Here is a 25,065-nt window from a genome sequence, read left to right on the forward strand (position 1 = left end):
AGCTGCTCATTGCACTCTGGCGTCTCGTTACAACAGGCGAAATGTCGGACGGCATTGTCCTGCGTCCTGCGTCATAACCGATAACTTCGAAGGGGAAAGGAGATCAGATAACAGCACGACAGTTTTGGCGGGCCGTGGAGGTGTGGTCTGCCGATGACGATCCGAGGCGGTGGTGATTCGCTTTTCACAATGGCTTTCAAGCCGCGATCAAGGATGGACCCGCCGCCCCGGAGCTCGCCGCCGATGCGCATGATTGCATCATGGTGCGATCCTCGAAGGATCGACCGAATACAAGGCTGCGGCGCGATCAGCGCCTGATAGCGGGCTCGCCTCGGATTTTGTCGCCGTGCCAATGCCGCTGTACACGTGACGTCATGCTCACGGGTGAGACGACCAACGGCGTGTGAAGATGAAGATCGTAAACTTCGCCGCCAGGCCACTCTTGGAATGGCGCATTATCGCTCGGCACGCGCTTTCGCTGTCAATCCCGCGCGCCAAAAGGCGCGCCCCTTGCGGGCTGCAGGGATTGACCGCTCAGCGCGGCCAAGCAAAGGGGGCCCTTCATGCCGAGAATGGAAGAAAGCGCCTCGCTGACACCGAACCAATCGTCGGACTCGACAAGTGGATAGAGAGCAGCGTGTGGGGAAGTTTACCCTTGACAAGGAAAGCCCCATACAAGGTGAAGAACCGCAGCCATCCGGCGATGGAGCGAGAACTATGACCGTCTTCGTCTACGTCAACGCCGCCAACCAGGTCGGCGACAAGGAGCACATCAAGGTGTTCACCAATGTGGATGCCGCCGAGAAATGGTTCGAGGAGAACGACCCCGAGGGCGTCGCGTTCGAGTACGAGGTTCTGGAGTGAGAGCTGCCGCTACTGTGGCGCTGGATCGCGCCCAGCCGAGGAAAAGTCGTAGCAATTAGGTGTGGTCAAGAAAATAAGCGTCAGTAACCTGTACCAGTACCTGATCGCACTCGATCCCGGCTGGCCGGGGCGGGGACCCGCCCCCCTTGTGATTTCGCGGTGGCGCTGTGTGTTCCGCTTCGCCGTCCAGCACGAATTGCTTCTGGCGGAGCTTGCGCGCCGACTCCAGGATCGACGGATAGTATCTGCCGCGCATGATCAGGCATACTTCAGGATGCCAGTAACCCGCATCGTCTCCAGTGCATCCTCCCTATTTTGGTCACCTTTTGATCGCGATGTGAGTAGTCCAGATTGCGCGCAGCTAAGGTGTCTGTGATTTCAACAGCGAAGCGGATTGCAGAATGCGATTGAAAAGCGCTGCATTATTTGTCCTCGGTTCGTTGTTTGTCAGTTTTTGGCTGCATGGCGGCGCTCGATGTCAAACCTCGCTGGCCCCGCCGCCCTTGGCGACCGACCAAGGTTCGCCACCAGCGGCTACGTGTCACTGGGGCGGTCTCAATATGTGCAGCACCCGGGCGACAGCCAAAGGTTCGTCACCTCCGCCGACAATGGCGCCAGAAGTCCCGATGTATCCGCCGCCCGTTATCCTTGCCTCGCCGCCATCGGCGACCGCCAAAGGTTCGCCGCCACCGGCCACCAAAAACGTTTCTCCACCAATGGCGACCGACGACGCTCCAGCGCGAACAGCGACCGCCAAAGGTTCGCCACGATCCGCAGCCGCCAAGAACTCGCCACCGCCTGCCAATGACAAAGACGCGCCGGCACCGGCCATCGAGAACATTTCGCCCACGCCGGCCATCGACGATATTTTGCCCAGGTCGCGCATGGGCAAGCTGTCTCCGGCACGGGAGCCCGGTCCCGATGGCTTTACCGTAGGTATCGACGATGGCGAGGAGACAGGCGAGCCGCTGCCCATTAGACCTCGCCCAAAAAAGTCCAAGGTCAGGCAAAAGGCCGACGTTGCCGAGAGACCATCGGCGATACAGTCGCTGGGCGATCAAGAAGAAATTGAGAAACTGAAGCCCAATCTCTCGATCTGCCGAGGCTGCTAAAGGGTAAGGTGCTGCCGCAGAGCACGCCATCTGGGCGCGCCGCCGCCATTAGCGATGAACGCCCAGTCCGTTGTCGCGCCGCCGCCCCAAGAGCTTCCACTCGCGACCGAAGATGACCTCCGGCAGGCGGAGGCCCGAGCATCAACGCCATCGCGCCTCAGAACTGCATCGTCGAACCTTGAACGCTCGGCCAGCGGCGTTGCCTCCGCAGTCACAACATTCGCACGCGCCATCGTGACAGCACGATCTAGCTCCCAGAAAGGCAACAAAGATCATTGAACTCCACGCACGGCGTCGCTGACCCCGACAAGGCCGTCCCGCATAATCTTGCAGTACAGCCCACCGCGATTGATCAGGTGTTTGGAGATCTTCTTGCCGGTGATTTTCTCGACGTGCCCACACGGGTCCACAAGCCCGGCCCCTTCCAACATTGTCTCGCCGAGCCAGAAGCGACCGCCCACAAGGTGGTTTAGCGGAACGCCCTCGACTGTCACGTTGCGCCGGTGCTCCTCTGGGCCGAGTTCGATCCCGGCCTCGTGCTTGAGTGCAATCAGCGTCTCAAACTCGAACAAGGTGATCTGGTCGCCCTCCTTGCGAAGGGGTGAATAAAACCCTTCCTTCATCAAGTAGCGATCGCCCTCAATGCCTTTGCCAGCGATCAAAGTAACCTAGGACACAGAGCGCATTGGCAGAAACGCGCGCGAAGTGATGTGGATGAAGCGGGCTACGCTGGTCCATCCGAGTTTGACAGATGTCTTCGCCGGTCCGTCGGTGGTCTTGTCCAGCATCGCAACGTCCCCTCAGAACAGTAGCTTACGCGCAGCCGCCACCAGCGCAGAGAAAATAGGTATGCGGCACGGGCGCGTCGGGTTGTCTCCTTCCCGGCGCGCTGCTGCCTGTGGAGGACCCGCGCAGACGTACCGGCCGGAACCACGACCTCCTTCGATGCGACGAAACAGGGATGAAACCATTTTCCGGCTTTCACGAAGCCAAGGTGAAATCTTCGGCAATTAGGGAAGACGACGGGCCAAGGGCGCTGCGTAGATGGCGACAAATCGCCATCGAGCGAGGGACAGAATGTCACAGCTTCGTAAAGCTCTCTTAGGCGCTGTCGCGATCACATTGACAGTCGGCGCTGTGCAGTTCGCTTCAGGTCACGACCTCGTAGACCGCTGGCAGGCCGAACGGCCAAGCGACGTCGTCAACCGCGCCAGCAAGACAGATCGCCTCGGCGACCTCAAGCGGCTTGCAGTTCCGATGGAAACGGTTTCCCTGCGCCCGAACGATCTCGCCGATACCTCGGTCCTGCTGCGCCTTCCGTCTGCGCAGACCCGCGTCACCAAGCCAACGCGGAATCAAAGCAGCAAGCCGACACTCGCCTGCGAGCCCATGGTCAGCGTGCTCACGGAAGTCGCGAGGATTCTGCCGCCCGGCCGCTGCGTGACCTGATCGGCGGCATTGCGCGCTGCTTCTGCGGCGAGACGCTCACCAACATCACGATCGATAGGCACGTTCTCGCTGCCCACCGCCATTGGCGCATAACTGGCCGGTGCGATGTACTATTCTATGTCCGCTTTCGCTCCACAAGCCGTCGATGACGACCAAGCGGGGCGACTTCCGCTTTACCCTCGGAAGTCGACGTTTATGAGTACTCGCCCTGGCGCCTTGTCACGGTGTGGGGCATGCAGCACCCGTCTTCACCCAGGCTTCGACCAGCGCACCGGCCTGCGCCTGCTTGCCGGGCACCGGCGAGCGGCCGAAGCCGGGCTTCCAGGCCCAGCCGACCAGAGTGTCCTTGCCGATATGGTCGATCAGCGCCTCCACCTTGCGCCCGCCGTTGCGCGCGGGATCCCTGATCTGCTCGCAGATCTCGCCGAGCGTCTTGCCCTCCCAGGCCATCTCGCGCGGCGCAAGATGCCATTCGGGATGGCCGGGCACGCGGCCGGGCTCGAAATTGGCCTTCTGGTGACAGGTGTGGCAGCGCATCGACTCCAGGCCATGGCCGTCGGCACCGCGTGTGACCGGCGGCTGATGGAGATGCGGATTGTCGCCTTGCCGTGGGCTGTCGCCGGCGGGATGGCAGTTGGTGCAGCGCGGATGCGTCAGCACCTTGCCGAGCTCGGTGAAGATCGCGGCCGAGCGCTTCTCGGTGTCGGCAATGTTGGCGAAGCTCTCGGGCGAGGCCAGGGCATGGCTCGCCGTCTCGGAGGCTGCGTAGCCCGCGCAAAGGCCGCTGGCGAGCGCCGCGATCACGGCCATCGTCTTGAAGCGCGCGTCGGAGATCATGGCTCGTGTCCTTCGCGCGCTTACTTGGTAGCGATGAGGTAGCGGTTTGAATCGGCGAGGATCACGTCGCGCACCGCCTCGTGATACTTGATGTAGCCGGTGCAGCGGCAGAGATGGCCGTCGAGTGCGTCGGAGATCGTCTGCTCCAGCGCCTCGCGGGGGACCGGCTTGCGCGCCAGGCGCTCGAGCAGGACCTGTCCCTCGTTGAGGAAGCCCGCCGTGCAGTAGCCGCACTGAAACGCGAAATGATCGATGAAGGCCTTTTGCAGCGCGGAGAGCTGGCCGTCCCTGGCGTGGCCCTCGACGGTGCGGATCGACTTGCCGTCGAAATTCACGGCCGGAGCGATGCAGGTCGGGCTGGTGTAGCTGGTGCCGTCGGGCTCGTCGACGATGATGGCGCAGCTCAAACATTGCGCGGCGCCGCAGCCGAATTTCGTGCCGGTCATGCCGAGCATCTCGCGCAAGAAATCGTTCATGGAGAGGTCGTCGCGCACCTCGACCGGACCATGCTTCTGGCCGTTGATGGTGAGGCTAAGTGTCGTCACGCGAGCACTCCCTTCAAAAGGCTTGGCGTCACCGGCAGCGCGCGGAAGCGGTGGCCGGTGGCATCATCGATGGCGTTGATGAGCGCCGGCACGATCGGGATCATGACGACCTCCGCCATGCCCTTCGGCTCTTCGTCCGGCGTCAATGGTTTCAGCATCTCGATCTCGAGATCGCGCAAGGGTAGGTCCGAGCCGCGCGCGACGAGGTAGCGTCCGAGATTCCATTCGCCGTTGCCCGGACCGCCCTCGAACGGCGGCAGCGTCTCGAGCAACGCATAGCCGACGCCCATCGCGAAGCCGCCATGGGCCTGACCCATGACGACTTCGGGCACGAGCGCCGTGCCGCATTCGAACACGCTGTAGGCCTTGGCGATGCGCAAGGCGCCCGTCGCGCGCTCGATCTCGACACGGACGAGCGTGCCGCACATCGAGGTGTAGGCGGTGCCGATGCGATTGTTGTCGGTCGGGGGAAATTTGACGCTGGTGCGGGTGATGCGCTCGAACTTGCCGTTACCCCGCCGGATTGCGAGGGCATCGATCTCGGCGCGATATTGCTCGCCGAACAGCGGGAAGCCGGCGCGCGACCAGGCCCAGCGGGAAAAGCTGTGCGCGACCGCGCCGGTGACGAAGCCGCGCGCATGGGCGGTTGCCGCCAGCGCCGGCAGCGCAAGTGGTTCGAGGCCGGGCATGACGAGCTGGCCGTTCTGCCAGTGCGCGCTGGCCCATTGCCTTGCACGAGCGTCGGTCTTCGGGATGCGCCAGAGCTCCAGTGCTGCCGGCCACAGGCCGAAGCGGAAGATGACGCGGGCGGCTTCCGCAGACGAATGCGTGCCGACATGCGCGCCGATCGAGGCTGATGTCGCCGAGCTGATCGCCGGCACCCAGCGCGGATTCCTCGCCGCCGCATCCTGGGTCTTCTGATCCATCGTGTAGGGATCGCCGGAGCTGACGAGGCCGAGGGCGTCGTAGCTGTCGACGCGGGCGACCGAGACCTCGTCGGCGATCGTGCCGAGATGGCTCGCGACCCGGTTCGCCAGCGCCGTCCCGATGCCGTTGCCCATCTCAACGTGGTCGCAGAAGATCGCGATCTTGCCGTCGGCGGTCAGCTCGACGCGGCCGAGCGAGCAGTCCGCGCCGGAGCCGTAGTCCTTGGTCACGCAGGCGACGCCGGTGCCGACCAGCCGGTCGGATGCGCCTTGCTTGAACTTTGCGCGCTGCTGCCAGATTGGATGCTTTTCGAGCTTGTCGAGGATTTCGGGCGTACGGACCGAGACGATGTAGGGATTGCCCGTCATGGTCCGGCCGTTTTGCTTGAGCGCATTGCGGCGGCGGAATTCGATCGGGTCGAGCTTCAGTTCGCTTGCCGCCTCGTCGATCAGCACTTCCAGCGCGGTCATGGTTTGCAGCGTGCCATAGCCGCGCATCGAGCCTGCGGTGACGCCGCGCGAATGCAGCGCCACGGTCGTGACGTCGACCTTTGGAATATCGTAGATGCCGATCGCGCCGGTGGCGGCGACGACCGCGACGTTGGCCGAGAAATTGGCGAGGCCGCCGCCATCGAGCACGTGATCGGCGGCAAACGCCTTGATCGTCCCGCTCGCGCGATCGATGCCGATGCGCGAGCGCATCTTGATCGGATGGCGTTTGATACCGCCCTGGAACTGCTGGTAGCGGTCATGCGCGAGCCGCACCGGCTTGCCCGGGAAGCAGATCGCCGCGAGCGCGACATAGAGAATGAACGGCGTGTGATCGCGGCCGCCGAAGCCGCCGCCGACATGGGCGAACTGCGCATTGATATGCGCGGGCTTGTAGGGCCCGCGGGCTTTGGCGAGCAAATGCGCGATCGACTCGGCGGCCTCATAGGGCGACTGAACGCCGAGCACGAGCTCGAGATTGCCGCCCTTGTTGTACCAGGCGAGCCCGCATTCCGGTTCGAGGAACATCGGGTCGACCGACTGTGTCTCGAACTCGCGGTCGAGCACCAGCAGCGAAGCATTCTCCGCCGCAAGCTCGGCGCGGATCTGCTCGCCATGTTTGGCGGCCTTGGCGTAGTCGGGCGGCATCTCCTTGGCGAGCGGCGACCACACCGGCAGCGCGGCGTTCTGGACCTTCTTGGGTGAAACCCAGCCGGCCTGGATCGGCGAATAGATATCCGGCTTCTCAGGCCCGCTACCTGCCACGCGGGTGAAGCGGAACGAGCCGTAGTCGGGCGCAATCACCGGCCCGGTTTCCTCTCCAAATTTGACGAAAGTCCCGTCGCGCAGCACGAGGCGCGCCTGGTCGAAGGCGTCGAACTTTTCGAAGACGAGGAGCGCAACCGGCTGACCCAGATAGAGCGGCGACTTGCCGACGGGGCAAAACAGATCGCCGGCGTAGAATTCGGGCACCTGCGTGCCGATGCGGTCGAGATCGGCGGCGGTGATGACGACGGAAGGCTTCAGTGCGCCCGACAGGCGCGCAAGATCCAAGCCGGTGTAGACATGGGTGGCGTCGTTGGCGCGGACCAGGATCGCGTGCGAGGTGGCTTGTGGCCAGCCCGGAAGGTCGTTGGCGCGGAAATCGGAGGCGTACAGCTTTGCGCCCGTCACCTTGGCGACGCCGTCGACGCGGCCGGCGCCTTTTGTCGCGGGATTGAAATTGCCGCGTCCGGGAAGCGTCTCGTGCGCGGCGAAGGGAGCCTCCTTCGCCAGACCGAGATGCGACAGGCTGACCGAGATGCCGCCTGCCGACAACCACTTCACGAGCTCGCGTCGCGAAGGCCGCATGTTCTGATCCTTGTACAAGATTTCGAGCACATCATGATGCTGACGGCATCGGTGCCCGGAGGGCACGCGCCAACGCTCGCGTGAACCTGTCATGATTCGTCATGCAGGAATAGAAACGGGTAGGGCGTTTACATCAGATGAAGACGGTGCCTGTCGCGCGTGCGCGGATTGAGAATTTCGTTTCCGCTTGCCTTGCAGTCGAATCAAATTGATTGAGGGGATGGGATCACGAGGGGCGGGAACTCACATGCAGCAGGATTCGAACGATCTCTTTCCGGTCAGCACGTCGACCGGAATGACAAGGCGCCAACTGCTCGATCGCGGTCTCAAGATGGGCGCGCTGTCATTGTTTGCCGGCACCGCGAAGGCTCAGCATGCCACGCACGATCATGGCGGCGCCGCGCACACCGCGGATATGTCGCCTACGATGGGCATGGTGCCGGAAACGCCGGTTCCCACCATGGATCAGTCCCTGGTCGAGCCCGAGGTGCGGAGGTCCGTCAATGGCGTATTGAGCACGACTTTGCGCTGCGGCTACGCGTATCGCCAGATCGGCGGCGTCAGGCTCTATGTCAGATCATACGAAGGTGGCAGTCCGGGACCGACCTTGCGCATGAAGCCCGGCGAGACGTTGCGGATCAAGATGATCAACGATTTGCCGCCGAACCGCGACGGACTGCCTGCCGACATCAGCCACCCGCATCAATTCAATAACACCAATTTCCATTTCCACGGCGCGCATGTCAGTCCGAGCGGCATTGCCGACAACGTCATGCGCTCGATGGCGCCCGGCCACAGCTACAACATCGAGATCACGCTGCCGGCCGACCACACCACAGGCACCTACTGGTATCACCCCCACCACCACGGCAGCGCCGACATCCAGATGTCGAGCGGCATGGTGGGGGCCGTCATCATCGAGGGCGATTTCGCCGACGTTCCGGAGATCGCGGCAGCGCGCGAGCGCCTGCTCGTGCTGAGCCAGGTGGTGTACGATGCCAACGGCATGATCGAGAATTTCGAGACGCTGTTTCCGGAGACGGCGACGCGTTTCCTCGCGATCAACGGCCAGCGGCGGCCGGTGATCGAGATGCGCCCCGGCGAGGTGCAGCGCTGGCGCATCCTCAATGCGGCCTATCAGGACGACATGCTGCTCGACCTGGAGAAGCACGATCTGCATGCGATCGCCTATGACGGCATCCAGCTCGGCGCCGTGCAGCCGCTGAAACAGCTTTTGATCGCGCCGGGGCAGCGCGCCGACATCCTGGTGAAGGCCGGTAGTCCCGGCACCTATGCCTTCAACGCGGCGCCCTACGATCAGGGGCATCCGTCCCCGGTCGGCCCGCTGGCGCGGGTCGTGGTGTCGGGTGCGCCGATGGACATGAAGCTGCCGCGCGCGCTTCCGCAAGCACCGCTCGCGACCATCAAGGACGCGGAGATCACCAACCGCCGCAAGGTGGTGCTGTCGGCGACCGCGCCGGAGGCCGATGCCGCCGGCCATTGGCAGGAGTTCGGCTTCTTCATCGACGGCAAGAAATTCGATCCCACCCGTATTGATCATCGGGTCAAACTTGGCGCGGTCGAGGAGTGGACCATCGTCAATACGCACGAGCATGACGACCACGTCTTCCACATCCACACCAATCCGTTCCAGCTGGTCTCGGTCAACGGCAAGGCGCTGGCGACGCCGGAATGGCGGGATTCCGTGATTGTCGAGCGCAAGGGCGGTGAGGTCGTGTTCCGCTCGCGCTTCCTCGATTTCACCGGTGTCTTCATGCTCCACTGCCACATGATGAACCATGAGGAGATGGGCATGATGCAGACGGTCGAGGTCTATAAGCCCTAAGCCTCGGGGAAAATTGCAGGAATTTGGCGTTTGACGGGGGAATCCCGGTGCGGCCGGGCTTCCCCTGAAGGCCGGCATGGCCTATGACGCTGCAACGCAAAATTCCCCCAAAGACCCATGATCCGCCTCGACAACGTCAGCAAGCAAGCCGGCCACCAGATCCTGTTCATCGAAGCCTCCGCCGCCCTCAACAGGGGCGAGAAGATCGGGCTTGTCGGCCCGAACGGCGCCGGCAAGTCCACGCTGTTCCGGATGATCGCCGGGCAGGAGCTGCCCGATGAAGGCCAGGTCTCGATCGATCGCGGCATTACCATCGGCTATTTCAGCCAGGACGTCGGCGAGATGAGTGGCCGCAGCGCCGTGGCTGAAGTCATGGATGGCGCAGGCCCGGTCAGCGTGGTCGCGGCCGAGCTGCGCGAGCTCGAGGCCGCGATGGCCGATCCGGACAAGGCCGACGAGATGGACGAGATCATCGCGCGCTATGGCGAGGTGCAGCATCGTTTCGAGGAACTCGACGGCTATGCGCTCGACGGCCGGGCGCGCGAAGCACTGTCCGGCCTCGGCTTCAGCCAGGAGATGATGGATGGCGATGTCGGCGCGCTCTCCGGCGGCTGGAAGATGCGCGTGGCGCTGGCGCGTATCCTGCTGATGCGACCTGACGTCATGCTGCTCGACGAGCCGAGCAACCATCTCGATCTCGAAAGCCTGATCTGGCTGGAGAAATTCCTGCACGATTACGAAGGCGCGTTGCTGATGACCTCGCACGATCGCGAGTTCATCAACCGCGTGATCTCCAAAGTGGTCGAGATCGATTCCGGCTCGCTCACCACTTACACAGGCGATTACGAGTTCTACGAGCAGCAGCGCGCGCTGAATGAAAAGCAGCAGCAGGCGCAGTTCGAGCGCCAGCAGGCGATGCTCGCCAAGGAGATCAAGTTCATCGAGCGCTTCAAGGCGCGGGCGTCCCATGCCGCGCAGGTTCAGAGCCGGGTCAAGAAGCTCGACAAGATCGAGCGGGTCGAGCCGCCGCGTCGCCGCCAGACCGTCGCTTTCGACTTTCTGCCCGCGCCGCGCTCGGGCGAGGACGTCGTGGCGCTGAAGAATGTCCACAAGGGTTACGGCAGCAAGCGCATCTATGACGGGCTCGATTTCATGATCCGCCGCCGCGAGCGGTGGTGCGTGATGGGCGTCAATGGTGCCGGCAAGTCGACCTTGCTCAAGCTCGTGGCCGGTGCAAGCGATCCCGATCAGGGCACGGTGGCGCTGGGGGGCAGCGTCAAGATGGGTTATTTCGCCCAGCATGCGATGGACCTGCTCGACGGCGACCGCACCGTGTTCCAGTCGCTCGAGGATGCATTCCCGACCGCGGGGCAGGGGTCCTTGCGCGCGCTCGCCGGCTGCTTCGGTTTCTCCGGCGACGACGTCGAGAAGCGCTGCCGCGTGCTCTCGGGCGGCGAGAAGGCGCGCCTCGTGATGGCGAAGATGCTGTTCGACCCGCCGAACTTCCTGGTGCTGGACGAGCCGACCAACCATCTCGATCTCGCCACCAAGGAGATGCTGATCACGGCGCTGTCGGATTTCGAAGGCACGATGCTGTTCGTCTCGCACGACCGGCACTTCCTCAGCGTGCTCTCCAACCGCGTGCTGGAGCTGACGCCCGAGGGCATCCACCAATATGGCGGCGGCTACACCGAATACGTCGCCCGCACCGGCCAGGAAGCGCCGGGATTGCGGAGCTAGCATTCCCGTACGTGCCTTGACGCGTCGATGCGTCTCGCTACGCTCGCCGCGCTTTTTGGAATGCGGGAGTTGCGAGAATGGGCGGCTTGGTAATCACGGGTGGCCGGGTGGTCGATCCGGCCAGCGGGATGGATGCCGTCGGCGACGTGGCTGTGATGGACGGCCGGATCGTCGCGGTCGGCACCGGACTTGGCGGCGCCGAGCGGACGATCGATGCGACTGGCCTCGTGGTGGCGCCCGGCTTCATCGACCTGCATGCACATGGCCAGTCGATTCCCGCCGATCGCATGCAGGCGTTCGATGGCGTGACGACGACGCTGGACCTCGAGGCCGGTGTGCTGCCGGTCGCGGCCTGGTATCGCAAGCAGGCGGCGAAAGGGCGTGTGCTCAACTACGGCGCCTCCGCCAACTGGGCTTTCGCGCGCATCGGCGCGATGACGGGCTCCAACTCGGAAAGCTCGCTGGAGGCGTTCGGCAATGCCATGCGTGATCGCCGCTGGATCGACAACGTCGCGAGCGACACGGAGGTGCGCGGCATCCTCGATCGTCTCGCCGGTGGGCTCGACGAAGGCGGCATCGGCATCGGCATCCTCAACGCCTACGCTCCCGGCGCCGGCGTGCAGGAGCTCACCGCGGTTTGCCAGCTGGCGGCCACCCATGACGTGCCGACCTTCACCCACGTCGCCTTCATGTCGCGCATCGATCCGGAAAGTGCGGCCGAGGCCTATGTCCGCCTGATCGGCTATGCCGGCGCTACCGGGGCGCATATGCACATCTGCCACTTCAACTCCTCAAGCAAGACCGACATCGAGCGTTGCGTGGAGCTGGTGGCCAAGGCGCAGGCGCAGGGGCTTCCGATCACGGTCGAGGCTTACCCTTACGGCACCGGTTCGACGGTGCTTGCGGCGGCGTTCTTCAGCGACCCCGAATTCGTGGCGCGCAACGGCACCGGCTACGACTCGGTGCAGCGGGTCGCCGATGGGCGGCGCTTCCGCGACCGGGAGGAGCTGCTGGCGGCGCAGGCCGCAGAGCCCTCCACGCTGGTGCTCTGGCACATCCTCGATATCGAGAACAACGCACACCATCGCGATCTCCTCGACATGTCGGTGCTGTATCCCGGCGGCGCGATCGCGTCCGACGCCATGCCCTGGACGCTTTCCGATGGCCGCACCTACACCGGCGATGCCTGGCCGCTGCCCAAGGATGCCACCTCCCATCCGCGCTCGGCGGGCTGCTTCACGCGTTTCATCCGCGAGTGGGTGCGCGAGCGCCGAACGGTGTCGCTGCTGGAAGGCATCCGCAAATGCGCGCTGATCCCGGCGCAGATTCTCGAGCACAGCACGCCCGCGATGCGGGCCAAGGGACGGCTCGCAGCCGGCGCTGATGCCGACATCGTGGTGTTCGACTACGAGACACTGACCGACCGGGCGGAGTTTTCGGCGATGAATCGTGCCGCGGAGGGCGTACGTCATCTCGTGGTGAGCGGCCATCCGCTGATCACGGACGGTGTGCTGGATGTGGCGGCAAGGCCCGGCCGGCCGGTACGCCGGCCCGTCGTTGAGGACTAAAGCCTGTGCCCGTTCCGGTTCTGCTCGTGGCCGGCTTCCTCGGGGCGGGCAAGACCACGGTCGTGAACCACCTGTTGGCGCATGCCGAAGGACGTCGGATCGCGGCCGTCGTCAACGATTTCGGCGCGATCAACATCGACGCCGAGCTGATCACGGGCGCCGCCGACGGCGTGGTGAGCCTCGCCAATGGCTGCATCTGCTGCTCGCTGGAAGGCGATCTCCTGCGCACGCTTGCCGTGCTGCTCCGGCGTGATCCGCGCCCGGACGTCATCGTGATCGAAACCAGCGGTGTAGCCGATCCGGCGGATGTCGTGCGCAACCTGATGGATCCCCTGATCTTTCGCGAAGCGCCGCTGGAAACCGTTTTGTGCGTGGTGGACGCGACGATGCAGGTGGCCATGCTGGACGACGCGTTGCTGCGGTCGCAGCTGCGGGCGGCCGACGTGATCGCGCTGAGCAAGGTGGATCTGTCCGACGCGGCCGGCGCCACGCAGATGCGCGATGCCATCCGCGCGATGCGCCCCGCAGCCGTCCGGGTTGACGCTGTCCATGGCGAAGTGCCCGCGGCGCTGCTGTTTTCGCCCGACGTCGACCGCGCGCTCGTGCCGCGCGAGCCGGGGCCGAAACGGCCGGCCGCAGAGCGGTTCGAGACCATGAGCTGGATGTCGGACAGGCCGGTGTCGCTGCCGCGATTGCAGGCGGCGATCGGCCGGATCGCGCCGAAACTGGCGCGGGCGAAGGGGCTGTTCGAGACTGTCGAGCAGCCCGGGCGGATGATGGTGTTTCAATTCGCCGGCGGCCGGGCGACGCTGGCCGCGGGCGGGACGCTGCCAGCGGGGACGCCGCGAACGCGGATCGTCTTCGTTGCCGAGATCGGCGTCCTCTCGCGCGAGGAGATCGATCGGACCATGGAAGGCTGCATCGAGGCTGGCGCGGCGTGAAAGCCTTCCGTTTCAAGCAATGGCCCGTTCCAAAGCAAGATACGCCCGCGGTGAGCGGGCGTATCTGGATCGAAGGCTAATTGCGCTGCGCCTTAGGCGCTCGTCTCGCACTTCTTCATAAAGCTGTTCTTGGCGGCGCCGGCGAGCGGCTTGCCGTCCGAGCCGAGCGCCTTGGGCGCGCAGGCGTCTTCCTTGCATTTCTTCATGAACGAGGTCTTGGCGGCGCCGGCCAGCGGCTTGCCGTCCTTGCCGACGGCCTTGCTTTCGCAGGTATCCTCCGCGAAGGCCGAGCCGGCCGCGAAGGTGGCGACGACGGCAGCCAGGAAAATCCGCTTCATCATGGGTGTCTCCTCAACAATGGTTCGGGAATTGGAACTCCGAATCGTGGCGCAATCAAGCAAGATCGGCGCGCGGCGCGGCGATCATTTCAATTTTTCCAGCGTGCAACTGCGGCAATCGCCTTGGCCTGCACGTCGTTCCGCGCCGCCTGGTTCGCGGCGACCGACTGGTGCCGCGGCGAGGGATCGTCGAAATCGTGGGTCGCGCCGGGATAGACCGTGACGTCGATCTTGCTGCCGGCCTGGCGCGCCCGGTCGGCGGCCTGCTGGCAGAAAGCGGGCGACACCTGGTCGTCGTCGGCGCCCAGGAACATGGCGATTGGCGCGGTCGTGGAGATCGTCGGCTGCAACAGCGCCTTCGGTCCGCAACCCGGATAGAACGCCAGTACGCCGCGAAAGCCGGCTGCCAGGTTTGCGCCTTGCCGGATCATCACGTTCAGCGCGGTGCTGCCGCCATTCGACCAGCCCTGGAGGAAGATCTGGTTGCCGATCACATCGCCGCGGCCGCGCAAATAGGCAAGCGCCCCTTCGGCATCGAGCGGGCGCACGGTCTTCTCGTTCACGTCATCGCGATCGGGATCGTCATGGGTGAAGCGGCCGAAACCGTAGGCCTTGCCGCGTGGACCAAAACTGTCCGGCAGCAGCGCGAGGTAGCCGCGCGCGGCCCAGTATTGGCCCCACATCGCGTGCCGTTTCGCCAGGGTCGTGGCGTTGCACGGTGAGGAGATCTTGGGGCCAACGACGGTGCAGTCCGCGTTGACGTTGCTGGAATAGGGCCCGCCGCGGCCGTGCAGCAACACGATGGCCGGAGCGGGACCCGCCGCCTGCGGCCGGAACAGGTAGCCGACGAGCTGCGTGCGGCCGTCGGCGCTGCGGAAATAGACCGTCTCTGGTGCGGCCGCCGCCTCGGAGATGAGCCATGTCAAGGTGATCACGGCTAAGACAATACGGAAGAAATGGGCTGGCATGCTCGTCGAGAATCGCGGGTCTGCCGACAGGAGACACTGGCGGAGGCGAAGATTCAACCCGGCTTGCTGCACCGCGCGCTGACCGGCTACTGCGAACCTGTTAGCCTCGTTCATAATCCAGCAGGAATGGAGCATTGCGATGGACGCCTCGACAGGCCCGCAAACCGCCGACCGGCATTCCCACCTGGTTCAACCCCAAATCATGGACTGGCAGAAGACGCGCTTTCCGGGCTGCGAGGCCAAGACGTTGCTGTTCGATCGCAGAACGGGACTGATGACGGCCCTGATGCGCTTTGCGCCCGGGGCGGTGCTGCCCGATCACGAGCATGTCGGCATCGAGCAGAGCTACGTGATTGAAGGGGCGTTGGTCGACAAGGAGGGGCCCGCCAAGGACATCGCGTGCGGGGCCGGCGAGTTCATCTGGCGCGAGGCCGGTAGCCGTCTCGCCGCCTGGTGCCCGGAGGGAGCGCTGATCCTTGCGATCTTCCAGGTGCCCAACAAGTTCTTCGAGGCGGACGGCCGGGTGGTCGACGCCTCGGGTGCGGATTGGGACGAGGCCTGGGGCCACAGGGCTGCGCAACGGGCGCGCCGCAGCTAACCGCTCCTCACGGCGCCGCGGGCGAGCAATGCCTTGAAATCGGCACGTGCGCGCTGAGCCTCGAGGCGCGCAACCTCGGAGGCTTCACCCATGCTGAAATAGCCGTGGATCAGGCCGGCGCCCTCGTGATGCCTGACGGGAACGCCGGCGGCTTCCAGCGCCTGCGCATAGGCCGCGCCCTCGTCGCGCAGCGGATCGAACCAGGCCGTCGTGACCACGGCCGGCGCAACGCCGGCGAGCGATTTGGCCCGCAGCGGCGAGACGCGCCAGTCCTGCCCGTGCGAGGGATCGGCGAGGTAATGGCCGGCAAACCACTCCATCACCGCGCGCGACAGGAAGTAGCCCTCCGCGTTTTCGCTGCGCGAGGGGAAGCGCGCGTTCTCGGTCGTATCAGCATAACTGCCGACCGTGTCGGTCGCGGGATAGACTAGAAACTGCCCGGCGAGTTCGATGCCGGCGTCGCGGCAGGCAATTGCCGTGACTGCCGCGAGATTGCCGCCGGCGCTGTCACCGGCGACGCCGACGCGCTTTGCGTCGCCGCCAAATTCCGCGATGCGGTCGAACACGTCGCGTGCCGCGGCAAAGGCATCCTCGAATGCGCCGGGAAAGCGCGTCTCGGGCGGGCGCCGATAGTCGATGGAGATCACGACCGCGCCGGTCTCGATCGCAAGAAAGCGCGCCTGCCGGTCATGGGTGTCGAGATCGCCTGCAACCCAGCCGCCACCGTGGAAGAAGACGACCGTCGGCGATGGGGCCGAGCCGACGCGATAGACGCGCGCAGCGAGCGGTCCCGCGCCGCCCTTCACCTCGATATCCCGGACCTCGTCCACGGGCGGGGGCGGCACGGCGGCGCGCGCGGCAGCAAGTGCGCGCAGGGACTCGCGGGCGCTTTGCGGTGTCATCGTCGCGGGATCGCGCAGCGGCAGCGTCGGAATGATCTCTGCAATGACGGGATCGAGCGGCGCGGCCATCGGCGGGGTCCTTCCAGGTTCTTGGTTTTGCTTGCGCGCTAGCATAGGTTCCGAGCGCCGCTTGGGCAACCGGCGGCCGCGTCTTGCCGAATTGCGTGGCACGGAAAGCAGCAGAAGCAGGGGGAAAAGGTGGATTTCGAAACGCTGGTGCAGTCCCGTCGTAGCGTGCGCGGTTTCAAAAAGGACCCGGTGCCGCGTGCGGAGATCGAGGCGATCATCGATGTGGCCAAGCGCGCACCGTCCTCGATGAACACCCAGCCCTGGCACGTTCACGTGCTCACCGGCACGCCGCTCGAAGAGGTGCGCCGGCGCAACATGGAAGAGATGGTCGCCGGCGCCAAGGTCAAGCGCGACATCGTCAGCCATGGCGAATACCAGGGCATTCACCGCACGCGTCAGGTCGATATCGCCAAGAAATTGTTCGGCGCGATGGGGATCGCGCGCGACGACAAGCCGATGCGGCAGGATTGGGTGTTGCGCGGCTTCCGCCAGTTCGATGCGCCGGTCTCGCTGGTGCTCACCTATGACCGTGTGCTCGACCCCGGTGCGGTCTGCCACTTCGATCTCGGCGCGCTCTGCTACGGCATCGTGCTCGCGGCATGGGATCGCGGGCTCGGCTCGGTGATCAACGGGCAGGGCATCATGCGCTCCGACATCGTGCGCGGGGTCGCAGATATCCCCGACGACGAGGTCATCATGACCTGCGTTGCGATGGGATATCCGGACGACACGTTTGCCGCCAACGCCGTGCGATCGGATCGGGAGGAGAACAGCGAGTTCGTGCGCTTCGTCGGATTTGCCGACTAAAGCGCGATGAGATTGGGGTGAATCGTCATCGCGATTCAGGTTATTGTTTGAGCGTGATCTTTTCGGAAAACCGCTTCACACTTTTCCGGATCATGCTCTAAAGGTTGCATACTCAAGGTGCGCGTTGCGGGTTACGAACGAAGTATTTTTCCGCCGAAATTTTTAGTGCGGACTCCCAACCGGCTCTTGCAATCTCGACTCGTCAGGAGGAACAATAAGCGCGGTGAAAGGTTTGTTGCTGGCGCGAGGGAATTGACATGCGGCGGCTGGCTAGCCTGGTGCGTTGGTTGTTCGGGCCGCGAGTGCGGTATCCGGTTGATGATGATCCAAGCCTTCCCTTCACTCCCGAAGAGTTTGGCCGGCTGATCAGCAGCGGCAAACATGAAGACATGAAGCGGCTGGCGGAGCGCTTGGCGTGCCGGTCGATCCCGCGCCGCGCCAAATACCGCGCGACGCATTAAGGCCAACGCATTGAATGCACGATCAGCGGGTCAGCGCGACCTGCTTGAATGAGGCGACCAGCGCCTTTTCCAGCTTGCCCTGCATTCCCAGCAGAATGCCGTAGGCCTCCTCGCGCGGCATTGTCGGTCGGTACGACCGGTGCTCGATCAGCGCGGCGAAGATGTCGGAGATGGTGAGAATTCGAACGACATCCGCAATGCTGTCGGCGCAAAGCGCGTCCGGATAGCCGCTGCCGTCGAGATATTCGTGGTGGTGACGCACCGCATCGAGGATCTCGGGCGAGATGTTGGCATAATCCTTCAGAACCTCGTATCCCGCGATCGGATGCGTCTCGATCAGCGTGCGCTCCTCGGCGTCGAGGCGTCCCGGCTTGTCGAGGATCGCCAGCGGAATCTTTGCCTTGCCGATGTCGTGGAACATGGCCGCCGAGTACAGTCGTTCGAGGTCGTCTTTCCTGACACCCAGACTCAAGCCAAAATCGATGGCGACGCCGGTGACCAGCAGGCAATGCTGGTAGGTTCCCTCGTGATGACGCCGCACAGTCGTGAGCCATTCCGACAGGCCGTGCTCGGCGATGCGGTTGGCGATCTTGCGGCCGGCCTCCTTCGTTCCGTCGACGTCGATGGTCTCACCGAGCATGACCGAGTTGAACATCGAGCCGATGGCGCTCGCGCCCGCCTCGACGGCATCGTCGGGTTGCGACTGTCCATCCGCGGATGTCGCATCCGGGTTCGGCGACCCGAATAGCGCCGCCAGGAGCTTGGTCTGGTTGGGCGCGCCCGGCAGGACGTGCGTGGCGCCGAGGGCGTAGGCCTGCGAGATGCAAACGTGAGTGGGCGGCTCGACCAGGAAGATGCGCTTGCCCGCCTTGGCCAGCCGTGCAGCCCGTTTCTTCAGCGCAGCAATGTTGCCGACGTCGCGAAGGTCCGCGCGCACGACGACGGCAAGCGGGGAGTGCGGCAGGCGTGCCTCGGCATCGAGCCGCTCGCCAGCTACGGCGAATTTCCGTTCGACGATCGAGCAGACTCCGGACAGCTTGTCAGAGCTGTCAGCCAGCACATGCACGAACGCGTGCGCGGCCCGAGGCTCCGGGACGCTGCTTTGAGCTCTGACTGATGCGACGAAACTGGAACTTGGCACGACTGTGGCTTTCGGCGACGGCTACTTGCTCGCGTTCTTATGCGTCGCTTGTTCGTTGTCGGCTTTCGCTGACCCTTTCTTGGTTCCCGCCTTGACGAAGTGAATCCCTGCCATCGTTCCGTCGATCCAGACCAGTTCGCAGCGGCGATAGGCGAGGCCCGTCGAGGACAGCAGCATGAAGAATTCCCTCGCTTGTAGCACGTCGAGAGTTCCTTCAACCTCGATCTTGGCGCCGCTATCCGAAACATCGAGCAGCACGCAGGCGCGGCGCCAGGTGCCATCCGCCCCCATCAGATTGACCGGCTGCTTGTGATCCATCCGAACGCGGTGTGCTTTGCGACCGTTAAATCTCATCGGCTGCCCCCGGATTTCCCGCGCTTGTTGTTATTGTCAGCAGTAACGGCGCCGCCGCTGGCGGCCATTTCGCCCCAGCGCACCGCCCACTGGCTTGTTGAAAGATAGAGCTCGTCGAACAGCTTTTGGGCCCGCTCGCGCTGCTCGTAGGAAAGGCGCGGGCCGCCGCGATTGCAGAGGATGGCAAGCGTCGTCTGCCAGTTCAGGCGGGAGGCGCGGCAGGCCATGACCAGTGCTTCGCAATCCTCGTCTGCGATGATCTTTTCAATCACGTCGATCGGCGTACCCGACAGCACCGAGAGCGAGGCGATCAGATTGGCTGCCTCGCCCCGGATCGCGAAGCGGTTGACGGTTGAGTCGTTGAGCTTGCCGACGCGGTTGAGCGCGACGACGGAGAGCCGGGCTTCCGCATAGTCGATCGATGATGGAAGCTTCGGCCGTGCCGCGGCCGGTGTGGGACTGAGCACGGTCTCGATCCGATGGCGCAAAGCGGGGGCGGCAGCATCAAGTATGGAGGCCCTCGCGTCCGGCGTCAGCCTGGGGAAGAGCCCGCGGACAATTTTGTCGGGCGTGTCGGGGCGGAATGCCAGCGCCCTCGCGATCTCGCCGTCATGTTCGGCCCTGGCGATCAGCATGGCATAGCCTGCGGCGGAAAAAGCGGCGCCCGGATTGTTCACCAGCGCGCGACCGACATTCTTGCCGCCGCGCTTCAGCAGGATGTCCGTCAGGGCCGGATCAACCGGGTTCCTTCCTGAGATCGCCAGCAGATGCTGCTCCCCGCGCGAGGTTGCAATCGTCTCGAGGTCATTCGCCGAAATCGTGCGCGATTTGAGAAGGAGCGGGCCCGCAACCATCGGGTCTTCATGGAAAGCAAGACGGCGCGACGTTTCCCTCGGTGCCAAACTCAGATCGACCAGCGCTATGCTCAGCTGCGCGAGGGCCTTCGGCTCAATGCGTTCCGCAATGCGAAGCAGGACCTGGTCCAGCGCACTGATCTCGGGCTCCTGAAGACGATCGCGACCTGCAACGAGCAGATCGGTCGTCCGCCGGAGCATGCGGACGCGGCGCTCATAGGCGCAGCCTGCGATGGTGCTCTCGAGCTCGGCAACAATATCGGCAGGCAAAATGGCATTCATGGCGGGCCTGGTCCGCAAAAAAACGACTGTGTTTCTACGGAATCAATTGCGCGCCAAAGTTGTTAAACATCGGTTATAGCTGAGTTGTCGGTGGTGCCATCGCACCGTCCTCCGAATTTGAATCGATATCGAAATTCGGCAAAGCGACTGCGGGATTTTTTCTATTTTTGCGCGCTCAGACAAGCGCTCCCGACGGAACCGAAGATACAGTTGAGCTGATGGCCGGATTGGGTGACCGTTGTTGAACCGATTTCTTGATTCGCGATGAATGACATTTTGGGATGCCGATGTCGGCGCCAAAGATATTTAGATTTGACGATGTTGATGAATTTCGCAGTGCGATACGAACCCTTGACGTAGAGTTCACGCCGCTCGTGCGGAAGATCGCGGCCGAGCAGACCATCCTGAATCTGCCGGGTTGCGACGTCAATTTCACGAAATCCTTTCCACGTATCGTGGATGCGCAGCTCGTGAAGAACTGCACCGCGGTCGGCTTCACGATGGACGATCACGAGGTTCCCATCCGTTTCAACGGAGCGCAGCGGGATCGGGCGGCCATCATCATCGGCGGCGGTGGTGCTGCCTTCAACACGGTCGAGGAAGTCGAGCGGCAATACGCCTCGGTGATGTTCACGCCGGAGGTGACGGGGCGCGGCTGGCCGGAGACGAGAGCGAATTTCCGGATCTATGAAACGAGCGCGCTAACACTGAGCTGGCTGCGCAAGCTGATCAGGGAGGTGATCAGTGCTGCCTCGGAACCCGTCGATGCCGTTGAATGGCCGATGAAAGCATCGGCGATGAGGGAATCCCTGCTCGCCGCGATCGATGCGGCGTTTGCTGGCGTCGTTCCGGCGCGCTGGACCGCACGGGCCAACGACGAGCGGCACTTCAGGACATTCCAGGACATCCGCGCACTTCTGTTGGATGACCTCGCTCAGCCCATCTACAGCGAGGAGTTGGCCAGCAAGCTTGGCCTGTCCGTGCGCAGCATGCACGATGCGGTCCAGCGCTATCGCGGCATGAGCCTGCACCGCTATTTGCGGCTCTGGCGGCTCTGGCTCGTGCGCAAACGACTGCTGACGGGCCCCGAGAGCGTGAAGGCCGCCGCACTCGCCTTCGGCTTCTGGCACCTCAGCGACTTCTCGAGAAGCTATCGGCACCAGTTCGGCGAAACGCCGTCGCAGACGCTGGAGCGAGCCCGAAGGGCCTGACCTTTCGTCGCGGCTTTCGTGAATAGGTCGGCATCACGCTTCATGCTAAGATGGGCCCATCATGGGCAATCGCATCCTCGTCTTCTACGGCTCCTACCGCTCAGATCGCATGGGCATTCGCCTCGCGCATTTCGTCGTCGACGGGTTGCGGAGCCGCGGCGACGAGGTCACCTTGATCGACGCCAAGGCGGTCGGCCTTCCCATGCTCGACCGCATGTACAAGGAGCATCCCAAAGGGGAGGCGCCGGAGGCACTCGAGAGGCTGGCGACGCAGATCCGCGATGCCGACGGCTTCGTGTTCGTCTCGGGCGAATACAATTGGGGGATTCAGCCGGGACTAAAGAACCTCACCGACCATTTTCTCGAGGAGTGGTTCTGGCGCCCGGCCGCAATCGCCAGCTACTCCGCCGGTCGCTTCTCCGGCGCCCGCGCCGCAACCGCATGGCACGGCACGCTGTCGGAAATGGGCATGGTGGTGATCTCGAGCACGATCGCGGTCGGCCCGATCGCGCAGACGCTGTCGGCCGAGGGCGAGCCGACGGGCGAGGGCGGCAAGGCGCTGGAACGCTCGTTCCCGCGTTTTGCCGACGATCTCACCTGGTGGGTCGAGGCTGCCAAGGCCCAGCGCGCGCGCAAGCAGCCGCCGTACTGACGTTACGCGGCCCTGACTTCGCTGAGGAAGCGGTTGACCTGGCCGGCAAGGTCGCGTGACTGCGAGGAGAGCTGCTCGGCCGCTCCCAGCACCTGATTGGCGGCAGCTCCCGTATCGTCGGCGGCGCGCTGCACGCCTGTGATGTTGGAATTGACCTCCTGGGTGCCGCGCGCGGCCTCCTGGACGCTGCGGGAGATCTCCTTGGTCGCCGAACCTTGCTCCTCGATCGCGGCGGCGATCGCGGTGCCGATCTGGTCGATCTCGGCAATAACGTCGGCGACGTTGCGGATAGCGGCGATCGTCTCGTCGCTCGCGGACTGGATCGCGGAAATCTGCTCAGAGATTTCGGTCGTGGCCTTCGCGGTCTGTCCGGCCAGCGATTTGACCTCGGAGGCGACTACGGCAAAGCCGCGGCCGGCGTCACCGGCGCGCGCCGCCTCGATGGTCGCGTTCAGTGCCAGCAGGTTGGTTTGCTCGGCGATGCTCTGGATCAGCGTGACGACGTCGCCGATCTTCTGCGCGCCCTCGGCAAGGGTGCGAGCGGTGTCACCGGTGCGGCGCGCATTGTCGACGGCGCGCGCCGCGATCTCGGTGGACTGAGCGACCTGGCGGCCGATCTCGGCGATCGAGGAGCTGAGCTCCTCGGTCGCGCTTGCGACTGTCTGCACGTTGGTCGAGGTCTGTTCGGAGGCGGCCGCGACGACCGCGGCCTGGCTATTGGTCGCGGACGCCGTCGAGGTCATCGACTGCGCCGTGCTCTCCATCGTGACCGACGCCGAGGACAGGCCGCCGACGAGCTCGGAGACCTTGGCCTCGAAGGCGCGGGTGAGCTCGTCGAGGATCTGGGCCCGCCGCATCTTGCCGTCGTTCTCGGCCTGCTTCTCGGCCGCGAGCTGCTCGGCCTCGATCATGTTGTCCTTGAAAACCTGCACGGCGGCCGCCATCGCGCCGATCTCGTCGGAGCGTGCGGCGCCCGGAATTTCGTCCGCCATCTCGCCGGCGGCAAGCCGCGACATCCGCGTCGTCAGGTTGACGATCGGCGCGCAGACGCGGCGGCGGACCATGACGATCAGGCCGATGCTTGCGACGAGCACGGCCGCCAGGCCTGCCAGCGCGACCATGAAGCTCAGCCGCGCGGCGGCCGAGGCAGTGCCGAGGATCTGCTCGGCATTCTCGTAGAAGGCCTCGCGCACGCCGATGACGGCGCCCAGGCCGCGCTGCGAGCTCGCATACAACGTGTCGACGTCGATGTCGTATTTGCCGCTCGCGCTGCCGTCCTTGATGAGCTTGAGGTCGCGGCCAAAGCTCTCGACATAGTCGGCATTCATCTTCTCGAGCGCGGCCGCGACGTTCGCCGGCGTCGTCGGATTGCCGCGCAACTCCTGGAGCGACATCAGGATCTGGTCGTTGCGGCCCTGCGCGCGGCTGATGTCGATCTTCTCGGCCTCGCTCGCCACCTTCTTGGAGCCGACGAGGTTCTTGTACAGGCTGGCATTGAAGCCGCCGACGTCACGCAGCGCCCAGGCGATATTGGCGTAGCTCGCCTGGCGATAGGCATCACCATTGAGGATCGCCATGCGGCGAACCTGCTCGTTGAGCAGCGCGGTGATGCCGTTATTGAACACGGCATTGTCGGCGACGATCTTGCGCGCCGCGTCCTTGCGGGCCTCGGCCGGCCCGTCGATCGCCTTGTCGATGGCCTCGCGCAGGGCGGAGAACTTCGCATTCAGCGCATCGATGCTGCTCGCGATGGTGTTGCCGTCGTCGAGACCGCCGGGAAGCTGCTCCTTGCGCAGCGCGTTCATCTTGTCGCGGGCGCCATCCGTCAGCTTCCGCAGCTTCTCGTACTCGGTGCGCATGGCGGGATCGACCGTCGCCGGGCCATAGAGGATGTTGGTGGCGTAGCCGCGCTCGGGATTGAGATAGCGCGGGATATCGCCGACCGTGCGCACGATCTGAAGCCGACTCTGGGCCTCCGCGACCCGGTCCATGGTCTGATATTTGGTCACCGCGACAAAGACGGCGAGTCCGCCGCCGACGGTCGACAGCGAGACGATGGCGGCAGTCAGAAGCGTACCAATTTTCATGGGTTGTCCGGCAATGGTCGCGGGTAAAAATCGCTCCAAAGGATATGCGGGGCCGCTTAATCCGGGGTTTACGATGGTAGGCGCAGGCCTCAGCCGGTCAGCCCGTGCTGCGGTCCATTGCGGCAAGGATCTCGAGCGTCGCACCATCGCGCGCGCCGGCAAAATAGCGGGCAAGCGCCTGGCCGAAGATCGCCTCACCCGATACGGCTTCGAACAGCGTCATCGATGAGCGGAACTTGGCGTCGTCGGGCGCGCCGAGGATCGCGTTGATGCTGCGATCCTTCACCGCGAGCACGAGGCCCGTGCATTCGACGAGGCGCGGCCCGAGCACGGGGTGGGTGAGGTAGGCCTCGGCCTCTGCCCGAGAGGCGATGGCATAACGCTGCGACATGGCACTGAAGCCGAGTCCCGCCACTTGCGGGAAGATGAACCACATCCAGTGGCTGCGCTTCCGCCCAGCCGAAAGCTCCCCGACGACCCCCGGATAGATGGCGTTCTGGGCCTGAATGAAGCGTTTAAGGTCAAAAGGATCGCTCATTAACCGCCTCCAGCTACCGCCCCGGCCGCGATTATGCCTAACTTTTGGCTCCTGATGTGGTAGCTACTATAGAGTCTCGACGGGGTTGGGCACCCCAAGGGGTTCGAGACGGGGTTGAGCGGGTCGATTTGGGGAT

The 25,065-nt window shown here is 64.3% G+C and carries 24 protein-coding genes; 11 read left to right on the plus strand and 13 right to left on the minus strand.

Annotation, left to right across the window (positions count from 1 at the left end; all coding sequences use genetic code 11):
* The first annotated feature begins 717 nt into the window (after positions 1-717).
* Positions 718-864, plus strand: coding sequence for a hypothetical protein (locus YUU_RS60495; protein WP_198031886.1), 147 nt, complete (start codon positions 718-720; stop codon positions 862-864).
* A gap of 541 nt (positions 865-1,405) precedes the next feature.
* On the opposite strand, the gene YUU_RS0136405 is transcribed toward YUU_RS60495, so the two are convergent.
* Positions 1,406-1,750 (minus strand): hypothetical protein, encoded by a 345-nt coding sequence (locus YUU_RS0136405; RefSeq protein ID WP_027526745.1) that lies wholly within the window; start codon positions 1,748-1,750, stop codon positions 1,406-1,408.
* 498 nt (positions 1,751-2,248) lie between these two features.
* Entirely contained in the window at positions 2,249-2,599 is a 351-nt protein-coding gene (locus YUU_RS52910; RefSeq protein ID WP_371260544.1) for an MOSC domain-containing protein, read from the minus strand.
* 454 nt (positions 2,600-3,053) lie between these two features.
* On the opposite strand from YUU_RS52910, the gene YUU_RS57155 reads away from it, so the two are divergent.
* Positions 3,054-3,425: a hypothetical protein gene (locus tag YUU_RS57155; protein ID WP_084801713.1), complete on the plus strand. Its 372-nt coding sequence runs from the start codon at positions 3,054-3,056 to the stop codon at positions 3,423-3,425.
* 219 nt (positions 3,426-3,644) lie between these two features.
* On the opposite strand, the gene YUU_RS0136430 is transcribed toward YUU_RS57155, so the two are convergent.
* The 3 genes from YUU_RS0136430 to YUU_RS0136440 are packed head-to-tail and all read right to left on the minus strand — an operon-like array spanning position 3,645 to position 7,572.
* The gene (locus YUU_RS0136430; RefSeq protein ID WP_027526748.1) at positions 3,645-4,262 is read right to left on the minus strand and encodes a hypothetical protein; all 618 of its coding nucleotides are present in this window, start codon (positions 4,260-4,262) and stop codon (positions 3,645-3,647) included.
* 20 nt (positions 4,263-4,282) lie between these two features.
* Complete coding sequence (locus YUU_RS0136435; protein WP_027526749.1) at positions 4,283-4,807, minus strand: (2Fe-2S)-binding protein; 525 nt, start codon at positions 4,805-4,807, stop codon at positions 4,283-4,285.
* Positions 4,804-7,572 (minus strand): xanthine dehydrogenase family protein molybdopterin-binding subunit, encoded by a 2,769-nt coding sequence (locus YUU_RS0136440; protein WP_027526750.1) that lies wholly within the window; start codon positions 7,570-7,572, stop codon positions 4,804-4,806. Before YUU_RS0136440 ends, YUU_RS0136435 begins: the two co-directional genes overlap by 4 nt.
* Before the next feature lie 247 nt (positions 7,573-7,819).
* Between YUU_RS0136440 and YUU_RS0136445 the strand changes: the two genes are divergently transcribed.
* From YUU_RS0136445 to YUU_RS0136460, 4 genes are all read left to right on the plus strand, one after another.
* Positions 7,820-9,418, plus strand: coding sequence for a multicopper oxidase family protein (locus YUU_RS0136445; RefSeq protein ID WP_027526751.1), 1,599 nt, complete (start codon positions 7,820-7,822; stop codon positions 9,416-9,418).
* A gap of 117 nt (positions 9,419-9,535) precedes the next feature.
* A complete protein-coding gene (locus YUU_RS0136450) occupies positions 9,536-11,158 on the plus strand; it encodes an ABC-F family ATP-binding cassette domain-containing protein (protein WP_027526752.1) in 1,623 nt (540 codons plus the stop codon).
* 77 nt (positions 11,159-11,235) lie between these two features.
* Positions 11,236-12,726 carry an amidohydrolase family protein gene (locus YUU_RS0136455; protein WP_027526753.1) on the plus strand — a complete coding sequence of 497 codons (1,491 nt, stop codon included), beginning with the start codon at positions 11,236-11,238 and terminating at the stop codon, positions 12,724-12,726.
* A 5-nt stretch (positions 12,727-12,731) separates the two neighbouring features.
* Positions 12,732-13,667 (plus strand): GTP-binding protein, encoded by a 936-nt coding sequence (locus YUU_RS0136460; protein ID WP_027526754.1) that lies wholly within the window; start codon positions 12,732-12,734, stop codon positions 13,665-13,667.
* A gap of 92 nt (positions 13,668-13,759) precedes the next feature.
* On the opposite strand, the gene YUU_RS0136465 is transcribed toward YUU_RS0136460, so the two are convergent.
* Positions 13,760-14,008 (minus strand): hypothetical protein, encoded by a 249-nt coding sequence (locus YUU_RS0136465; RefSeq protein ID WP_035664370.1) that lies wholly within the window; start codon positions 14,006-14,008, stop codon positions 13,760-13,762.
* A gap of 86 nt (positions 14,009-14,094) precedes the next feature.
* Entirely contained in the window at positions 14,095-14,940 is an 846-nt protein-coding gene (locus tag YUU_RS52915) for a dienelactone hydrolase family protein (protein ID WP_245288210.1), read from the minus strand.
* Positions 14,941-15,112: 172 nt separating this feature from the next.
* On the opposite strand from YUU_RS52915, the gene YUU_RS0136475 reads away from it, so the two are divergent.
* On the plus strand, positions 15,113-15,571 hold the full coding sequence (locus YUU_RS0136475; RefSeq protein ID WP_027526756.1) for a cupin domain-containing protein: 459 nt from the start codon (positions 15,113-15,115) through the stop codon (positions 15,569-15,571).
* On the opposite strand, the gene YUU_RS0136480 is transcribed toward YUU_RS0136475, so the two are convergent.
* Complete coding sequence (locus YUU_RS0136480; protein WP_027526757.1) at positions 15,568-16,542, minus strand: alpha/beta hydrolase; 975 nt, start codon at positions 16,540-16,542, stop codon at positions 15,568-15,570. The two genes, YUU_RS0136475 and YUU_RS0136480, sit on opposite strands and share 4 nt — an antisense overlap.
* A 129-nt stretch (positions 16,543-16,671) precedes the next feature.
* On the opposite strand from YUU_RS0136480, the gene YUU_RS0136485 reads away from it, so the two are divergent.
* Positions 16,672-17,349 carry a nitroreductase gene (locus YUU_RS0136485; protein WP_027526758.1) on the plus strand — a complete coding sequence of 226 codons (678 nt, stop codon included), beginning with the start codon at positions 16,672-16,674 and terminating at the stop codon, positions 17,347-17,349.
* Between the two features lie 257 nt (positions 17,350-17,606).
* The gene (locus tag YUU_RS0136490; RefSeq protein WP_027526759.1) at positions 17,607-17,810 is read left to right on the plus strand and encodes a hypothetical protein; all 204 of its coding nucleotides are present in this window, start codon (positions 17,607-17,609) and stop codon (positions 17,808-17,810) included.
* 22 nt (positions 17,811-17,832) lie between these two features.
* On the opposite strand, the gene YUU_RS0136495 is transcribed toward YUU_RS0136490, so the two are convergent.
* The 3 genes from YUU_RS0136495 to YUU_RS0136505 form a co-directional block, all read right to left on the minus strand.
* The gene (locus YUU_RS0136495; protein ID WP_027526760.1) at positions 17,833-18,876 is read right to left on the minus strand and encodes an HD-GYP domain-containing protein; all 1,044 of its coding nucleotides are present in this window, start codon (positions 18,874-18,876) and stop codon (positions 17,833-17,835) included.
* A 96-nt stretch (positions 18,877-18,972) separates the two neighbouring features.
* Positions 18,973-19,305, minus strand: coding sequence for a PilZ domain-containing protein (locus YUU_RS0136500; RefSeq protein ID WP_027526761.1), 333 nt, complete (start codon positions 19,303-19,305; stop codon positions 18,973-18,975).
* Positions 19,302-20,441, minus strand: coding sequence for a DUF2336 domain-containing protein (locus YUU_RS0136505; protein WP_027526762.1), 1,140 nt, complete (start codon positions 20,439-20,441; stop codon positions 19,302-19,304). Before YUU_RS0136505 ends, YUU_RS0136500 begins: the two co-directional genes overlap by 4 nt.
* 287 nt (positions 20,442-20,728) lie before the next feature.
* Between YUU_RS0136505 and YUU_RS0136510 the strand changes: the two genes are divergently transcribed.
* Both YUU_RS0136510 and YUU_RS0136515 read left to right on the plus strand, forming a co-directional pair.
* Positions 20,729-21,652 (plus strand): helix-turn-helix domain-containing protein, encoded by a 924-nt coding sequence (locus tag YUU_RS0136510; RefSeq protein WP_371260543.1) that lies wholly within the window; start codon positions 20,729-20,731, stop codon positions 21,650-21,652.
* 61 nt (positions 21,653-21,713) lie between these two features.
* Entirely contained in the window at positions 21,714-22,304 is a 591-nt protein-coding gene (locus tag YUU_RS0136515) for an NADPH-dependent FMN reductase (RefSeq protein WP_027526764.1), read from the plus strand.
* 2 nt (positions 22,305-22,306) lie between these two features.
* Here the strand turns inward: YUU_RS0136515 and YUU_RS0136520 are convergent, their stop codons facing one another.
* Together YUU_RS0136520 and YUU_RS0136525 are read right to left on the minus strand one after the other, a co-directional pair.
* Positions 22,307-24,391 (minus strand): methyl-accepting chemotaxis protein, encoded by a 2,085-nt coding sequence (locus tag YUU_RS0136520; protein ID WP_027526765.1) that lies wholly within the window; start codon positions 24,389-24,391, stop codon positions 22,307-22,309.
* Between the two features lie 97 nt (positions 24,392-24,488).
* Complete coding sequence (locus tag YUU_RS0136525) at positions 24,489-24,929, minus strand: DUF1810 domain-containing protein (RefSeq protein ID WP_027526766.1); 441 nt, start codon at positions 24,927-24,929, stop codon at positions 24,489-24,491.
* Positions 24,930-25,065 lie beyond the last annotated feature (136 nt).

The sequence above is a fragment of the Bradyrhizobium sp. Ec3.3 genome, from assembly GCF_000472925.1.
In the GTDB taxonomy this organism is placed as follows: domain Bacteria; phylum Pseudomonadota; class Alphaproteobacteria; order Rhizobiales; family Xanthobacteraceae; genus Bradyrhizobium.

Bases quoted from the DNA above. Each gene is read 5' to 3' on its own strand.
- YUU_RS60495 (WP_198031886.1), top strand. From the start codon at position 718: ATGACCGTCTTCGTCTACGTCAACGCCGCCAACCAGGTCGGCGACAAG.
- YUU_RS0136405 (WP_027526745.1), bottom strand. From the start codon at position 1,750: ATGCGCGACCTGGGCAAAATATCGTCGATGGCCGGCGTGGGCGAAATG.
- YUU_RS52910 (WP_371260544.1), bottom strand. From the start codon at position 2,599: ATGAAGGAAGGGTTTTATTCACCCCTTCGCAAGGAGGGCGACCAGATC.
- YUU_RS57155 (WP_084801713.1), top strand. From the start codon at position 3,054: ATGTCACAGCTTCGTAAAGCTCTCTTAGGCGCTGTCGCGATCACATTG.
- YUU_RS0136430 (WP_027526748.1), bottom strand. From the start codon at position 4,262: ATGATCTCCGACGCGCGCTTCAAGACGATGGCCGTGATCGCGGCGCTC.
- YUU_RS0136440 (WP_027526750.1), bottom strand. From the start codon at position 7,572: ATGCGGCCTTCGCGACGCGAGCTCGTGAAGTGGTTGTCGGCAGGCGGC.
- YUU_RS0136445 (WP_027526751.1), top strand. From the start codon at position 7,820: ATGCAGCAGGATTCGAACGATCTCTTTCCGGTCAGCACGTCGACCGGA.
- YUU_RS0136450 (WP_027526752.1), top strand. From the start codon at position 9,536: ATGATCCGCCTCGACAACGTCAGCAAGCAAGCCGGCCACCAGATCCTG.
- YUU_RS0136455 (WP_027526753.1), top strand. From the start codon at position 11,236: ATGGGCGGCTTGGTAATCACGGGTGGCCGGGTGGTCGATCCGGCCAGC.
- YUU_RS0136465 (WP_035664370.1), bottom strand. From the start codon at position 14,008: ATGATGAAGCGGATTTTCCTGGCTGCCGTCGTCGCCACCTTCGCGGCC.
- YUU_RS0136475 (WP_027526756.1), top strand. From the start codon at position 15,113: ATGGACGCCTCGACAGGCCCGCAAACCGCCGACCGGCATTCCCACCTG.
- YUU_RS0136480 (WP_027526757.1), bottom strand. From the start codon at position 16,542: ATGGCCGCGCCGCTCGATCCCGTCATTGCAGAGATCATTCCGACGCTG.
- YUU_RS0136490 (WP_027526759.1), top strand. From the start codon at position 17,607: ATGCGGCGGCTGGCTAGCCTGGTGCGTTGGTTGTTCGGGCCGCGAGTG.
- YUU_RS0136500 (WP_027526761.1), bottom strand. From the start codon at position 19,305: ATGAGATTTAACGGTCGCAAAGCACACCGCGTTCGGATGGATCACAAG.
- YUU_RS0136505 (WP_027526762.1), bottom strand. From the start codon at position 20,441: ATGAATGCCATTTTGCCTGCCGATATTGTTGCCGAGCTCGAGAGCACC.
- YUU_RS0136510 (WP_371260543.1), top strand. From the start codon at position 20,729: ATGTCGGCGCCAAAGATATTTAGATTTGACGATGTTGATGAATTTCGC.
- YUU_RS0136515 (WP_027526764.1), top strand. From the start codon at position 21,714: ATGGGCAATCGCATCCTCGTCTTCTACGGCTCCTACCGCTCAGATCGC.
- YUU_RS0136520 (WP_027526765.1), bottom strand. From the start codon at position 24,391: ATGAAAATTGGTACGCTTCTGACTGCCGCCATCGTCTCGCTGTCGACC.
- YUU_RS0136525 (WP_027526766.1), bottom strand. From the start codon at position 24,929: ATGAGCGATCCTTTTGACCTTAAACGCTTCATTCAGGCCCAGAACGCC.